Raw genomic sequence first — 14,142 nt, 5'->3', positions numbered from 1 at the left:
TCCGTCCGATCCCGGATCAAAGAAAGACGCGCCGCGGGCAAGCCGCGACGCGTCGATGTCGGCTGCGGGCTTAGCTGCCGATCTGCGCCTTACGGGCGTCGATGACCGGCTGGTAGAAGTCCGGGGTGACTTCGGTGTAGCCCTTGAAGTCGCCGCCCTGGATGGCCGAGAAGCAGGCCGGGTCGGTTTCCGGCAGCTTGACCATGTAGTCCTTGAACTTGGTCTTGGTGTCGGCGTCGAGCGAGCTGCGAACGACGATCGGGCCGTTCGGGATCAGCGGCGACTTCCAGACTTCGACCAGGTCGTCCATGTCGAGGATACCCTTGTCGACCATCTTCTTGAGGTTGCCGGAGGTGTAGCCGTCCTTGAATTCGCCGACGCCCGAACCGAAGGTCGTGCCGGCGTCGAAGGTGCCCTTGAGCACTTCGAGGACGAGGTTTTCATGGCCGCCGCCGAAGCCGGTCTCGGCGACGAAGTCCTTGACGGCAACGCCGCCGAGGTCCTTCGGCAGGGCGGTGACGGGGATCAGGTAGCCCGAGGTCGAGTCCGGATCGGCGAAGCCGAGCTTCTTGCCCTTGAGGTCCTCGAGCTTGGTGATGCCGGAATCCTTCTTGGCGACCATGATGGTGTAGTAGCCGGTTGCGCCGTCGGTCTGGACGGTGGTCAGGATAGGCTCGACCGCTTCCTTGTTCTCGAGATAGATCTTGGCGTAGCCCGAAGCGCCGAGTTCGGCGTAGTCGAGCGTGCCGCCGAGCAGGCCCTGGATGGTGCCGTCGTAGTCGGCAGCCGGGAACAGCGATACCTTCTCGACGCCGAGGACGGACGGCAACTGGTCGACGAGGCACTGGAAGTTGCGCAGGCGGTCGGCTTCATTTTCGCCGCCGATCACGCCGATGCGGAATTCCTTGAGGTCTGCGGCATGGGCCTGGCCGATCGCCAGGACGGCGAGCGAAACGGCACCCAGAAGTGCTTTCTTGAACATGGCATGTCTCCAGTTTGGCCCGGCACCTTGCCGGGTCATTTCCGTTGCTGATTGCGGGCCCTTGACGCGGGCGAGACGACCGCGAACGGCCTCAAGCCGGGGCGTAGGCCGGTTCCAGAGGTGCGGCGGATGCAGGAACCACGACCTTGACCGGGCGGATGCTGGTCGAGGTGATGGCTTCGGAAATCTCGGCGCCGTCGCTGTCGGCGCCATAGACCTTGCGCACGGCCTCGCGGGTCAGCTCTTCAGGCGCGCCGTCGAAGACGACCGCGCCGCCCGACATGCCGATGATGCGGTTGCAATAAGTGCGGGCGGTGTCGAGCGTGTGCAGGTTGGTGATGACGGTGATGCCTTCGCGCAGGTTGATGTCGCGCAGGGCGTCCATCACCACCTTGGCGTTGAGCGGATCGAGTGAGGCGATCGGCTCGTCGGCGAGGATCAGCTTCGGTTCCTGCATCAGCGCGCGGGCGATGGCGACGCGCTGCTGCTGGCCGCCCGACAGCGTGCCGGCGGGCTGGAGCGCGGTGCGGGCAATGTCCAGGCGTTCGAGCGCGGCGATGGCGCGGATGCGGTCTTCACGCGAGAAGATACCGAGCAGGTTCAGGCTGGTCGAGCGATGGTTGAGGCGGCCGAGCAGGACGTTGGTGAGCACGTCGAGGCGCGGCACCAGGTTGAATTGCTGGAAGATCATTGCGCAATCGCGCTGCCAGCGGCGAAGGGCCGGGCCGCGCAGCGACGACACTTCGGTGTTGTCGAAGACGATCGAGCCCTGGCTCGGATCGATGAGCCGGTTGATGGTTTTCAGCAGCGTCGACTTGCCGGCGCCGGAGCGTCCGATGATGCCGACCATCTGGCCCGGCTGGATCTGGAGATTGACGCCGTTGACGGCGACGTTCTTGCCGAAGCGGCGGCTGACGTTGCGGATTTCGAGCATCGTGGCTTCCCTGTCCCTTTGGGGCTTTGCGCCCCTTTTTCAGGCTTGGGCCTAGACCCGGGACGTGAAGCTGCAATGTCGGGACCATGTCAGTTTTGTTACGATGCACAGGCAGGCATGCGAAAAATGCGGCCCGAATGCGATGCGCGCGCAGGCAGCGAGCCGACAGGGCCAGTTCTTGCCGACCTGAATCGGATTGGCGTTCCATCTATTTGATCGGCAACGGTCTTTTGGGACCGTGTTTGGCCAAGATTCATGTTCAGGTCACCGGCGGCGAGCCGAGGCAGTGCGGGTAAAACCAAATCTATTCAGTGCCTTGGAGGGAGCTGGAAAGATTCTGCAAAAACTTGGCCCCCGAACCCTGACACTACACTTGTTAGTCATTATATGAGGGCGGACTTCACTTTGAGGAACCGCCGATGAAACTGTCCCGAACGACCCGCTTTGCCACGCTTTTCGCGGGCCTGTTCCTTGCCTTCTCCATGGTCGCCGTAGACCAGGCCGACGCGCGACGCGGCGGCAGCTTCGGCAGCCGGGGGGCGCGCACCTTCCAGTCGGCACCGCCGACCCGTACCGCGCCGCAGCCGTCGGCACCGGTCGAGCGCTCGATGACGCCGAACACCGGCCAGGCGACCAACCCGGCCACCAATGCCGCGCGTCCGGGTGCTGCTGCCCAGCAGCGCCCCGGCTTCATGGGCGGCTTCGGCGGCGCGATGATCGGCGGCCTATTGATGGGCGGCCTGTTCGGCATGCTGATGGGCCAGGGCTTCGGCGGTCTCGCCGGCATGTTCGGCATGCTGATGCAGGTGCTGCTGATCGGCGGCGCCATCTGGCTCGCCCTGCGCTTCTTCCGCTCGCGGCAGGCGTCCGGCCCGGCGATGGCCGGCGCGGGTGCCGGTGGCGGCAACTTCAACTACCGCGATGCCGCACCGGCTGACGCCGGCAAGGCCAATGGCGGCAGCCGTTCGTTCAGCATACCGAGCATCGGCGGCAGCCGCGCCGACGCTGCTCCGCAGCAGCCAGTGAGCAAGGACATCACCGTATCCGGCGAAGACCTCGACACGTTCCAGCGCATGCTGACCGAGGTGCAGGAGGCCTTCGGCCGCGAGGACCACAAGGCGTTGCGCCGACTGGTGACGCCCGAGATGGTGTCCTACCTCTCGGAAGAACTGGCCGACAACGCGCAGAACGGCGTGCGCAACGACGTGACCGATGTCCAACTGCTTCAGGCCGACATCGCCGAAAGCTGGAGCGAAGGCGATCGCGACTATGCGACCGCCGCGGTCAACTACTCGTCCATCGACGTGACCCGCAACCGCACCACGGGTGAGATCGTCGAAGGCGACGCCAATGAGCCGACCGAGACGACGGAGCTCTGGACGTTCGTTCGCCAGAACGGCGGCGACTGGCAGCTGTCGGCGATCCAGGAAGCCTGATCTACCTCTGCAATTTACTTTTCAGCGCCCGCAGTCGCCCTTTCGAGGTGTCGATTGCGGGCGTTGTCGTTTCAACAATCGCCTGTGGCCGCGTCACGATTTGCCGATTGCTCTGGTGCCCATTCTAGGCAAGGTTGCAAGCTGGATAGGCTGGGGTCTGCCGATCCAGGATTTCCAGTTCCCTTGACCAAACAAGGCTCGGATGACGACGGCAGCCAACTCTCTCGTTTCGCCCGATTTCCTCACCCTTACGCTTGGATTGGTTGTCTATTTCGTCGGCGTGATCCTGACCCGCCGCATTGCCTTTCTACGCAACTACAACATCCCCGAGCCGGTCACCGGCGGTTTTCTGGCGGCTGCCGCCATATGGGCGTTCTACAAGCTCTCGGGCATGGAAATCGTCTTCGAGATGACCACGCGCGACAGGCTGCTGGTCATCTTCTTTGCCACCGTTGGCGTCAATGCGCGGCTGTCCGATCTGCTGGTCGGCGGGCGGGCACTGGCCGTGCTGTGCGTGCTGACCGTGCTTTTCGTCTTCTTGCAAAATGGCGTCGGCACGCTCGGGGCCTGGCTGTTCGGCTTGCCGTCTGCCGCAGGCGTCATCATGGGATCGATCGCCTTTGTCGGCGGCCATGGCACGACGATTGCGTGGGCGCCTGCGATCGCGGCCGAGCACGGCTTTCCTGCGGCTGTAGAAGTCGGTACCGCCGCAGCGACGCTCGGCCTGATCGTGGCAAGTGTCCTGGGTGGGCCGGTGGCGAAGTTCCTCATCGAGCGCGGCAAGCTGACCACCGACGCGACAGTTTCAGAGAACGAAGGGGCAGTCGCCAAGGCGGAGGCGGCACCGATCGACAAGTCGAGCTTCATGCAGGCGCTTTTGCTGGTCAACGTCGCCGTGGTGCTCGGCTACCTGGTTCACGGACCGCTCTTGGCGATGGGCGTGAAGCTGCCGTTGTTCGTGCCTTGTCTGATCATGGGAATCGTCTTGTCCAATACGATCCCTTTCATCTTTCCACGTTTGCCCTGGCCGGCGCGCTCGCCGGCGATGTCGCTGATCTCCGATTATTCGCTGTCAGTGTTTCTTGCCATGTCGCTGATGAGCATGCAGCTTTGGACACTTGCCGGGGTGGCTGGTCCGTTGCTGGTGGTCGTTGCCCTGCAGGCGCTTCTCGCGGTCGCATTCATCGTGATCGTGCTCTTTCCGCTGCTCGGAAGGGACTATCAGGCGGCGGTACTGAGCGCCGGCTTTACCGGCCTTTCGCTGGGTGCCACTCCCACCGCCATTGCGTCGATGACGGCGGTGACCAAGCACTATGGCCCGTCACCGAACGCCTTCATCATCCTACCGCTGGTCTCAGCGTTTTTCGTCGACCTGGTCAACGTGGTCGCGATCCAGTTTTTCCTGGCGCGCTGATCTCAGCCCTCGTGCTTCTCCAGAAATTCCTCCGCAGAAAGATTGCGGAAGTCGTCGAGGGCGACACGCAGCCTGGCGTGGTCCCAATCCCACCAGGCGAGCGCCTGGAAGCGTTCGGCCGTCTTGCGATCGAAGCGCTCGCGTAGTGGCTTGGCCGGCACGCCGGCGACGATGGTGTAGGGCGCGACGTCCTTGGTGACGACAGCGCCGGAGCCGACGGCGGCGCCGTCGCCGACGGTGACGCCGGGCAGTACCGTCGAGCCGTGGCCGAGCCAGGTGTCATGGCCAATGGTGACGGCATTGGATCGGCGCCACTCGAAGAACTCGGTCTCGTGGGTGGCGTCGTCCCAATAGTCCGAAGCGCGGTAGGTGAAGTGGTGTAGCGTTGGTCGCCAGGTCGGGTGGTTGGTGGCGTTGCAGCGCACGCTTGCTGCTATGTTTGAAAACTTGCCGACCGTGGTGCACCACAGGCTGCAGTCCTGCATGACGTAAGAATAGTCGCCAAGTTCGCTCTCGCTGATGCGGGTGCGTTCGGAGACCTCGGTCCAGCGGCCGAGGGTCGACTGCGTCACCTCGGCGGTCGGGTGGATCCAGGGCTGTTCGGAAAGCTTGCGGCTCATGCTGCGGCCTTTCCTGCGGCGAATTCCGTGACGTCGACGATGCGGTCGGCGACCGCTTCGCGCACGTCGGCATCATGGAAGATGCCGAGCAGGGCCACGCCCTTCAGCTTCTTCTCCTCGATCAGGCTGATCACCACCTCGCGGTTGGTGGCGTCGAGCGAGGCCGTCGGCTCGTCGAGCAAAAGCACCGGATGGTCGGTGATGAAGCCGCGGGCAATGTTGACGCGCTGCTGTTCGCCGCCGGAGAAGGTGGCGGGCGGCAGGCTCCAAAGCCGCTCGGGCAGGTTGAGCCGGTCGAGCAATTCGGCGGCGCGCTCCTGCGCTTGCTTGCGGTCAGTGCCGCGTGCCACCAACGGTTCGGCGACGACGTCGAGGGCCGAGACGCGCGGCACGGTGCGTAGGAACTGGCTGACATAACCGATGGTGTCGCGGCGCACCGACAGCACCGTGCGCGGGTTGGCGGTGGCGAGGTCGACCAGCTGGCCGTGGTGGTCGACGATGATCTGGCCCTGGTCGACGCCGTAATTGCCGTAGACCATCTTCAAAATCGAACTCTTGCCGGCGCCCGAGGGGCCGCCGAGCACGGCGCATTCGCCAGCCCTGACCGAGAACGAGACATTGGCGACGACCGGCAGGCGGATGCCGTCGCGTAGGTGCATGGTGAAGGCCTTGGCGACCTCGGAGACGATGAGTGGGGTGGCCATGGCTTACACCTGCAAAATGGAGGAGACGAGGAGCTGGGTGTAGGGCGCGCGCGGGTCGTCGAGCACGCGGTCGGTGAGGCCCGCTTCGACGACGTGGCCGTCCTTCATCACCATCATGCGCTGCGACAGGAGCCGGGCGACAGCGAGGTCGTGGGTGACGACGATCGCCGCGAGCCCGAGGTCGGTGACCAGTCCGCGCAACAGGTCGAGCAGGCGCGCCTGCACCGACACGTCGAGGCCGCCGGTCGGTTCGTCCATGAACACCAGGCGCGGGCCGGTGACGAGGTTGCGGGCGATCTGCAGGCGCTGGCGCATGCCGCCGGAGAAGGCGCGCGGCTCGTCATCGATGCGCTCCTCATCGATCTCGACGCGGCCGAGCCAGTCGACCGCTGTGGCGCGGATGTTGCCATAGTGCCGGTCGCCGATGGCCATCAGCCGCTCGCCGACATTGGCGCCGGCCGACACCGTCATGCGCAGCCCGTCGGCCGGGTTCTGGTGAACAAAACCCCAGTCGGTGCGCATCAGGAAGCGGCGTTCGGCTTCGCTCATGCGGTAGAGGTCGCGCCACTGGTTGTCGCGCATGCGGTAGCTGGCGGTGCCCGACGTCGGCAGCAGGCGTGTCGACAGGCAGTTGAGCAGGGTGGTCTTGCCCGAGCCGGATTCGCCGACGATGGCCAGCACTTCGCCCGGCCAGAGATCGAAGGAGATGTCCTCGCAGCCGATGCGCGAGCCGTAATATTTGGAAAGCGCCGTGACGCGCAGAAGCGGTTCGTCGGTCATTGGGCAGGCTCCAGGATATCGGGCGAGAGATGGCCACGGTGGCCGCAGGCCTGGCGCGTCTCGCAATGGTCGGTGTCGGAACAGACGAACATGTGCCCGCCCTTGTCATCGAGGATGACCTCGTCGAGATAGACCTGCTCGGCGCCGCACAGCGCGCAAGGCTGGTCGAAAGTCTGGATCTCGAAGGGATGGTCCTCGAAGTCGAGACTGACGACCTTGGTGAAGGGCGGCACGGCATAGATGCGCTTTTCGCGGCCGGCGCCGAACAGCTGGAGCGCGGGCGACATGTGCATCTTGGGATTGTCGAACTTCGGCGTCGGTGAGGGATCCATGACGTAGCGGTCCTCGACCTTGACCGGATAGGCGTAGGTCGTGGCGATGCGGCCGTGCCTGGCGATGTCCTCATAGAGCTTGACGTGCATCAGCCCGTATTCCTCGAGCGCGTGCATCTTCCGCGTTTCGGTCTCGCGCGGCTCGAGGAAGCGCAGCGGCTCGGGAATGGGCACCTGGTAGACCAGCGTCTGGCCTTCGGTCAGCGGATGCTCGGGGATGCGGTGGCGGGTCTGGATGATCGTTGCCTTCGCCGTCTCGGTGGTCACCGCCACATCGGCGACCTTCTGGAAGAAGGCGCGGATCGACACCGCGTTGGTGGTGTCGTCGGCACCCTGGTCGATGACCTTGAGCACATCGTCGGGGCCGATGATCGCGGCCGTCACCTGCACGCCGCCGGTGCCCCAGCCATAAGGCATCGGCATTTCGCGGCTGGCGAACGGCACCTGGTAGCCGGGAATGGCGATGCCCTTGAGGATTGCCCGGCGGATCATCCGCTTGGTCTGCTCGTCGAGATAGGCGAAGTTGTAGGTTGCGATGTCAGTCATGACGCAGGCTTTCCGGAGGTCGTTGCGCAATCCGATCGACAAATGCGCACATTAATGTGCTTGATAGGCGCGCAATTATGTGCGCACTCTGTGCGTCTGGGGGCATGTGGCGGATGAAACGGGAGGCTCTGATAAGAGAGCTTCGTGCTCTCTCGCGTAAACGAAACTTGCAGTTTGAAGTCTTCACCGACCGGGGCAAGGGGTCCCACTATCGCGTGAGACTTGGCGAAAAAATCACGACCATCCAGTCGGGCGAGCTGTCCGCATTGATGGTCCGGACGATCAAGAAGCAACTCGGCGTAGAATGAAATGCGCCGATGGAGGTTGAGATGGACTACATCTACGGGGCGAAAATTGAGGCTGATCCCGAGGGTGGTTTCCTGGTGACCTTTCCGGACGTGCCCGAGGCGATTACCTGTGGAGAGACGATTGCCGAGGCGCGCGCCAGCGGAGCTGAGGCTCTGGGGCTTGCGCTGCGCGGTGTCGCCACGATGGGGCAACCGCTGCCGAAGCCACAGGCCACGGGCAAAGGACTTGTGCCTATTGCTGTCGCGCCCGACACGGCGCTGAAGTTGGCGGTTGTCGAGGCTTTTGCTCAATCTGGCATTTCCAAGAGAGAGCTGGCGCGTCGACTCAACAAGGCGGAGACCGAGGCACGCCGCATTCTTGACCCGGATCATCCGACCAAACTTCCGTTGCTGCAGGCGACGTTGGCGTTGTTGGGCAAAGAAATCGTGGTTTCCGTCCGCGATGCTGCCTGACGAAATGGCCTGAATTCGAGAGCTCATTCCGCCGCCTCCCGCTGTTCGGTGTCGTTGGTCTTGTTGCGCTTTTCGTGCTCTGAGCGCATGCGGCGGACGAGGTCGAGTTCGGCCTGGAAGTCGACATAGTGCGGCAGCTTCAGGTGCTCGACGAAGCCGGTGGCCTGGACATTGTCGGAGTGCGAAATCACGAACTCCTCGTCCTGGGCAGCGGCGGTGACGTCCTCGCCGAGTTCGCCGGCGCGCAGCGCGCGGTCGCACAGCGACATCGCCATGGCCTTGCGTTCCGACTGGCCGAAAACGAGGCCGTAGCCGCGGGTGAATTGCGGCGGCGCCTTGGCCGAGCCCTTGAACTGGTTGACCATCTGGCATTCCGTGACGCGGATGCGGCCAAGCGTGACAGGAAAAGGCAGCTCCGGCACGTCGAGTTCAAGCTCGACCTCGCCGATGCGGACCTCGCCGACGAAGGGATGGCTGCGGCCATAGCCACGCTGGGTCGAGTAGCCGAGTGCGAGGAGAAAACCCTCGTCGCCGCATGACAACGCCTGCAGGCGGCTGTCGCGCGCCAGCGGAAATTCCAAGGGTTCGCGGGTGATGTCGCCGGTGAGGTGATCCTCCGGCAGCTCGCCATCGGCCTCGATCAGGCCTTCATGCGCGAGGATTTCCGACACGCGTATCATACGCTGGTCGTCTGTTTCGCGCTGCTCCGGCGTGGCGACCCCGGGATCTTTGGTGAGTTCGGGGTCGAGCAGGCGGTGGGTGTAGTCGAAGGTCGGGCCGAGCAACTGGCCGCCCGGCAAGTCCTTGTAAGTCGCGGAGACGCGGCGTTCGACCTGCATGGCGGCGGTGTCGATCGGCCTCGTGTAGCCGAAGCGCGGCAAGGTCGTTCGATAGGCACGGACGAGGAAGATCGCCTCGATCAGGTCGCCGCGCGATTGCATCACCGCAAGGGCGGCCAGTTCGCGGTCATAGAGCGAGCCTTCGGCCATGACGCGGTCGATGCCGAGCGCCAACTGCTCGACGATCTGGTCGAGGCGGAGCGCGGGCACCGAGCGGTCGCCGCGGCGACGGTCGGCGAGCAGGCGATGGGCATTGGCGATGGCGGCTTCGCCGCCTTTGACAGCCACATACATGTCAGGCCTCCATCGTCTTGATGCGGGTGGTGCGGGGCAGGCAGGCGACCGCTCCGGGCGCTGCCAGGATAACGTCTGTGCCGCGCGGGGACCGGGCGCCGTTCTGCTTCCACTGCTCGACGAAATGGCGCGGCAGCGGTGTTGGCGCGATGGTAGCCGAGGTCTCGATGCCGGGGCCTTCGAGATGCAGCGGTGCGCCTGCCGTCAGGCTTTCCACCTGCAGGATCAGCGTCGTCGAGCGATCAGGGTACTCCTGCGTCCCTTGCGCGAAGTTCTCGAGCGAGATCAGGCTGGCCGGGTTGGCGACGAGCGCGAAATGCGCGTCTGCCGGTGTCGCGGCCAGCGGCGCGCCGGTGTGAAACCCGAGCCAGGATTTTGCCGCCGAGACCTGAAGCCCGGCATCGAGCCAGAGCGGGGTGTCATGGTCGCAAAGCGTCAACGCCACGGCGCCCGCGGTTGTCGACAGCGGGGCGGGCGGCCGGGTGAGCCCTGCGACGGGCTGGACAGTGCCGGGTCGGGCCATGGCGTCCATGACAGCGCGGAAAACCGTCTGCGCGTCGAAAACCGGGGCGGCGAAACCGCCGTCGATGACATCCATCTGTTCCATCAATCCTCTCCGCGAACCATGGTGAAGAAGTCGACCTTGGTCGCCGCCGTCTCGGCGCGGCTGATCGCGTCGGCTTCAGCTTGTGCAGCGCGCAGTGGGGCAAGGATCTTGTCCTCGACCTCGGCGCGGCGGGCGGGGTCCTGCCACAGCGCATCGGCAATGGCCGCAAGGCGGGCCTTTTCCTTGTCGCGGCCAAGCGCATAGGCGTGGCCGATCTCGCCGCCGGGCAGGCGGACCGTCGCGCGGGTCACTGTCGCCTCGCCGAAGTTGAAGGGCGCGCCGCCGCCGCCGATGCGGCCGCGTACCGATACCAGGCCGGTCTCGGGGCCGCGCAGCATCTCGGCTTCGCCTGAAATCCCTGCCGCCGTGCACAGCCGCTTCAACTCTTCCGCCGGCGCCAGGGCAAGCGCTGCCATGGCCGCCTTGCGCTGCGTCTCCGTTTCTCTTTCCTGCCGTCGGTCCATCTCGATTGCCGCTCCACTTCGTATTTGTCTATTGTTCTATACAATCGAACAACATACAACGGGCTTGTAGCGAGGCTGCGTGACGGTCGCATGACAAATCGCGAAACAGGGGGCGGTGGATTTGAGCGGGCAGGGACCGAAACAGGCGGTGACGCGAAAAAGCGGTGTGGCGCTGTGGCGCCAGATCGCCGACCAGATCAGGCAGGCAATTAGTGCCGGTACCTTGGGCGCCGACGGCCGCCTGCCACCGGAGATGGTTTTGTCCGAGCGATTCGGCGTCAACCGCCACACGCTGCGCAGCGCCATTGCCGCGCTTGTCCAGGAAGGCGTGCTACGCGCCGAGCAGGGGCGCGGCACCTTCGTCGAAAGCCGCCAGAAGCTGTCCTACCCAATCTCGGCGCGGACGCGCTTTTCCACGGGCCTGCGCAGCCAGTCGCGCGACCGGCGCAGCATCCTTCTTGCCCATGCCGTGGAGCCCGCAACGAAGCGCGCGGCTGAGGGGCTCGGTCTTTCGGAGGGCTCGCCCGTGATCAGGCTGGAGACGCTGAGCGAGGCCGACGAACGGCCGGTATCGCGTGCGACCAGCTGGTTCGATGCGGAGCGGTTTCCCGGCTATGCCGAGGCCTATGCCGAGACGGGCTCGATCACGCTGGCCTTCCAGCGCTACGGTATCGAGGACTATTTCCGCAAATCGACCCTGGTCTCGGCGCGCCACGCCGATGCTGCCGACCTCGCCGACCTCAAGCTTTCAGCCGGTGCCATCGTGCTGGTCGCGGTCGCCGTCAATGTCGATGTCCAGGGCGTGCCGATCCAATATGCCGAAACGCGCTTCGTTGCCGACAGGGTCGAGCTCAGCGTGTCGACAGAGGCTCAGTGATTGTACTGGCCGGCGATGCCGCCGCTTGGCGGGAATGCCGTCTGCCGGGCCGGCGAAGCTGGCACGGCTTGCCGTGTCGCCGGCTCCTTTGCCCGTGCCCAGCAGTAGTAGAGCAAGAACGAGCCGATGACATAGGGCTGCAGGATGTCGACTTCGAAGAACGAGCGGATGACCAGCAGGGCCAGCAGGCCCGTCTGCAGCAGCGGCTCGGTCCAGTCGCCCTCGCTCAGAAGACGCGAGATGCACAGTCGGAGGATGGCGAGCAGCGGCAGTACGATCATCGCCGCGCCGACATAGCCGAGCTCCACCAGCGCCTCGATGTAGGTGTTGTGGAAATGGAAGCCGGTGCGGGAGGTGATGTAGAACTCGTTCCACAGCCGCTCCGCTTCGGAGAAGCCCTGCACCCAATAGGCGGCATAACCGATGCCGAGCAGTGGCGTATTTGCCGATGCGTCGATGCCTTGCTGCCAGAGATATGTGCGGCCGGTCAGTGTCGAGTCCTTGCCGAACGCGCCCAGAACCATGTCGATCGCGCCGACATTGAGAGCCGCCAGAACGGCCGTGCCGGCAAGCACTAGGCCGGCTGCGAAGAAGATACGGCGGTGGGTCGGCGAGAAGGCCTCCAGCCCGGCGATGGCGACGATCATGGCAATTGCCGCAGGCGTGGCGAGCATTGAGGTTGCCGACTGCGACATGACAAGCGATGCGGCCGAGAGCAGGACGACGCCGAGGGCAAGAAGGCGGGCGATGCGCCCGCGCGTCAGAAACAGTGCGAAGTAGCAGCCGAACAGCACGCCCAGCGACGCGTAGAAGCCGAGCTGGTTCTTGGAGCCGAACGCGCCGACGAAACTGTAGGTGCCGTCGAGCGCGTCATAGACGTAGCCGCCGACAAGCATCGAATAGGCGAGAATGACCGCGATGCCGGCCATGGCGCCGATGGACAGGGTTCGTGCGTCGATCACCCTGGCGGCGATCACGGCGCAGACCACATGCGACAGATATTGAAGTGCCGCCCGGCTGGTCACGTCAGGCGCGTCGGACCAGAAGTAGGACAGGCAGGCGAGCAGCGCGAAGGCCAGGAGCTGCGGCGATGCGCCGAGGCGGCCGAGCGTGAAGCGGTAATCGACCAGGACCAACGGCAGCCAGACCGCGTAGTACATCAGGATCGAGATCTGGCCGATGCGGAACGAGTAGGCGAACACAAAAAATGATACGGCGACCGCGAAGGCGCCGTAGAGCGTGTTGCGGCCGGGTTCGACCAGCGCCGATTTTCTGATCCGCATCGCGTCTGACCGCCGGGCTACTGGACAAGCGGGCCGTCTGCCCGCTCCACCTTGAGCACGTCGCCGGGCAGAACGGGCATGTCCTCGGCGGCCGCGATTTCCTTGCTCTTGCCGTCGCTGCCCTTGCGCACGAGGACATAAGAAATCGCCTGTTCGGTGCCCGCAGCCGTTGGTGCCGTGCCTCCGGCCTCGGCGATCAGGCCCTTTTGCATTCCGAGCTTGAGCGTGACGGCGTTGAGTTCTCCGACGGTCTTCTGCCGCTCGACCGCCAGTTCGGACTCGCCGTCGTTCTTGAGGTCGATCGCCTCCTGTTCGGCCTTGCTGATGTCCTGCTTGGCCCGCAGCATGGCGGTTTCCAGATCGAGGATCTTGCCCTCCATCTCGGCGATGGAGCGCTCGGTCGACAGCACGCGCGTGTTCACCACGAGACCCTTCTGGGCCAGCGTGTCGATGCCGCTGAGCTCTTTCCTGGCGAGTTCGACCTGGCGCTTCTGCGTCTCGGACTTCTGGCCCAGCGATACGATCTCCTGCTCGAGTAAGCCCTTGAGCTCTTCAAGTGCCTGCAGCCTCAGGGTGAGCTTCTTCTGGCGCGAGGCCATGATGGCGGTTTCGTTGGCGATCATGCCTGATACCGCCGGCAGGGACGCGATCTCCTTCGGCGCTTCGACTTCAGTCTTGCCGGCAAGCTCGGCATCGATCCGCGCCCGGGTCACCATTAGGCGGAGCTGCTCGTCGGAGAGCACGGCATGGCTGCCTTCGGCGGTGATGAGGTCGCGCTCGGTGCGGGCGCCGTCGGCGCCGCGGCGCATGCCGCCGGCGATGCTGATCGCCTTGAGCACGGTGAGATCCGGGGCATAGGCATACTGGCCCGGGGTCTGGATGTCGCCCGAGATGTAGAAGGGACGAAACTGCGCCACCTCGACCGACGCTTCCGGACGGTCGGAAAGGCCGAACTTGTCCTGCAGGGTCTTGCCGATCGTCTCGGCGATCTCGGCCGTCGTCTTGCCCGCGGCCTGCGTTTCACCGACGAATGGCAGCGAAAGATTGCCGGATGGTCCGATCGTGTAGTCGCCGCTTACCGATGACCAGTCGCGGAAGGCGCCCTCGACCGTCTGCCATTCGACGACGCGGATGGTCAGCTTGTCCTGGGTTCCGAGCTTGTAGTCTTCGGCAAACGCTGCGGATGCCGAAATGGCCAGCGTGAGACAGAGCGCGCCGCCCAGGCTGAGCATGCGCCGTGCGCGGGAATGGGAGCCGTTTAGGTTCAAG

At 64.7% G+C, this 14,142-nt stretch carries 15 protein-coding genes; 4 read left to right on the top strand and 11 right to left on the bottom strand.

What is annotated here, in order from left to right:
* Nucleotides 1–70: 70 nt before the first annotated feature.
* Both phnD and phnC read right to left on the bottom strand, forming a co-directional pair.
* Entirely contained in the window at nucleotides 71–982 is a 912-nt protein-coding gene (gene phnD / locus WHT83_RS22430; protein WP_183264457.1) for a phosphonate ABC transporter substrate-binding protein, read from the bottom strand.
* A gap of 91 nt (nucleotides 983–1,073) precedes the next feature.
* Nucleotides 1,074–1,916, bottom strand: a complete 843-nt coding sequence (phnC, locus tag WHT83_RS22425) for a phosphonate ABC transporter ATP-binding protein (protein WP_108607200.1) — start codon at nucleotides 1,914–1,916, stop codon at nucleotides 1,074–1,076.
* Between the two features lie 419 nt (nucleotides 1,917–2,335).
* On the opposite strand from phnC, the gene WHT83_RS22420 reads away from it, so the two are divergent.
* Nucleotides 2,336–3,352, top strand: coding sequence for a Tim44 domain-containing protein (locus tag WHT83_RS22420; protein WP_108607201.1), 1,017 nt, complete (start codon nucleotides 2,336–2,338; stop codon nucleotides 3,350–3,352).
* Between the two features lie 202 nt (nucleotides 3,353–3,554).
* Complete coding sequence (gene gltS, locus WHT83_RS22415; RefSeq protein ID WP_406872436.1) at nucleotides 3,555–4,766, top strand: sodium/glutamate symporter; 1,212 nt, start codon at nucleotides 3,555–3,557, stop codon at nucleotides 4,764–4,766.
* Between the two features lie 2 nt (nucleotides 4,767–4,768).
* Here gltS and WHT83_RS22410 read toward each other — a convergent pair whose 3' ends face one another.
* From WHT83_RS22410 to WHT83_RS22395, 4 genes are read right to left on the bottom strand one after another with little or no spacing between them, the layout of a single operon-like run.
* Nucleotides 4,769–5,386: a DapH/DapD/GlmU-related protein gene (locus tag WHT83_RS22410; RefSeq protein ID WP_108607203.1), complete on the bottom strand. Its 618-nt coding sequence runs from the start codon at nucleotides 5,384–5,386 to the stop codon at nucleotides 4,769–4,771.
* Nucleotides 5,383–6,090, bottom strand: a complete 708-nt coding sequence (gene phnL / locus WHT83_RS22405) for a phosphonate C-P lyase system protein PhnL (RefSeq protein WP_108607204.1) — start codon at nucleotides 6,088–6,090, stop codon at nucleotides 5,383–5,385. Before phnL ends, WHT83_RS22410 begins: the two co-directional genes overlap by 4 nt.
* Before the next feature lie 3 nt (nucleotides 6,091–6,093).
* Nucleotides 6,094–6,870 carry a phosphonate C-P lyase system protein PhnK gene (gene phnK / locus WHT83_RS22400; protein WP_108607205.1) on the bottom strand — a complete coding sequence of 259 codons (777 nt, stop codon included), beginning with the start codon at nucleotides 6,868–6,870 and terminating at the stop codon, nucleotides 6,094–6,096.
* Complete coding sequence (locus WHT83_RS22395; RefSeq protein WP_406872435.1) at nucleotides 6,867–7,748, bottom strand: alpha-D-ribose 1-methylphosphonate 5-phosphate C-P-lyase PhnJ; 882 nt, start codon at nucleotides 7,746–7,748, stop codon at nucleotides 6,867–6,869. Before WHT83_RS22395 ends, phnK begins: the two co-directional genes overlap by 4 nt.
* 329 nt (nucleotides 7,749–8,077) lie before the next feature.
* On the opposite strand from WHT83_RS22395, the gene WHT83_RS22390 reads away from it, so the two are divergent.
* Entirely contained in the window at nucleotides 8,078–8,509 is a 432-nt protein-coding gene (locus WHT83_RS22390; RefSeq protein WP_406872434.1) for a type II toxin-antitoxin system HicB family antitoxin, read from the top strand.
* A 23-nt stretch (nucleotides 8,510–8,532) separates the two neighbouring features.
* Here the strand turns inward: WHT83_RS22390 and WHT83_RS22385 are convergent, their stop codons facing one another.
* From WHT83_RS22385 to phnG, 3 genes are read right to left on the bottom strand one after another with little or no spacing between them, the layout of a single operon-like run.
* Nucleotides 8,533–9,642 (bottom strand): carbon-phosphorus lyase complex subunit PhnI, encoded by a 1,110-nt coding sequence (locus tag WHT83_RS22385; protein ID WP_406872433.1) that lies wholly within the window; start codon nucleotides 9,640–9,642, stop codon nucleotides 8,533–8,535.
* Between the two features lies 1 nt (nucleotide 9,643).
* Nucleotides 9,644–10,249 carry a phosphonate C-P lyase system protein PhnH gene (phnH, locus tag WHT83_RS22380; RefSeq protein WP_406872432.1) on the bottom strand — a complete coding sequence of 202 codons (606 nt, stop codon included), beginning with the start codon at nucleotides 10,247–10,249 and terminating at the stop codon, nucleotides 9,644–9,646.
* The gene (gene phnG / locus WHT83_RS22375; RefSeq protein ID WP_406872431.1) at nucleotides 10,249–10,713 is read right to left on the bottom strand and encodes a phosphonate C-P lyase system protein PhnG; all 465 of its coding nucleotides are present in this window, start codon (nucleotides 10,711–10,713) and stop codon (nucleotides 10,249–10,251) included. The genes phnH and phnG overlap by 1 nt, the downstream gene beginning before the upstream one ends.
* Before the next feature lie 148 nt (nucleotides 10,714–10,861).
* On the opposite strand from phnG, the gene phnF reads away from it, so the two are divergent.
* The gene (gene phnF / locus WHT83_RS22370; protein WP_406872430.1) at nucleotides 10,862–11,590 is read left to right on the top strand and encodes a phosphonate metabolism transcriptional regulator PhnF; all 729 of its coding nucleotides are present in this window, start codon (nucleotides 10,862–10,864) and stop codon (nucleotides 11,588–11,590) included.
* Here phnF and WHT83_RS22365 read toward each other — a convergent pair.
* Both WHT83_RS22365 and WHT83_RS22360 read right to left on the bottom strand, forming a co-directional pair.
* Nucleotides 11,584–12,873, bottom strand: coding sequence for an O-antigen ligase family protein (locus tag WHT83_RS22365; protein WP_406872429.1), 1,290 nt, complete (start codon nucleotides 12,871–12,873; stop codon nucleotides 11,584–11,586). The two genes, phnF and WHT83_RS22365, sit on opposite strands and share 7 nt — an antisense overlap.
* 17 nt (nucleotides 12,874–12,890) lie before the next feature.
* Nucleotides 12,891–14,105 (bottom strand): polysaccharide biosynthesis/export family protein, encoded by a 1,215-nt coding sequence (locus tag WHT83_RS22360; RefSeq protein WP_406872428.1) that lies wholly within the window; start codon nucleotides 14,103–14,105, stop codon nucleotides 12,891–12,893.
* Nucleotides 14,106–14,142 lie beyond the last annotated feature (37 nt).

The sequence above is a fragment of the Aminobacter sp. P9b genome (assembly GCF_045345995.1).
Classification (GTDB): domain Bacteria; phylum Pseudomonadota; class Alphaproteobacteria; order Rhizobiales; family Rhizobiaceae; genus Aminobacter; species Aminobacter niigataensis.
This window is presented reverse-complemented; position numbering and strand designations above follow the sequence as displayed.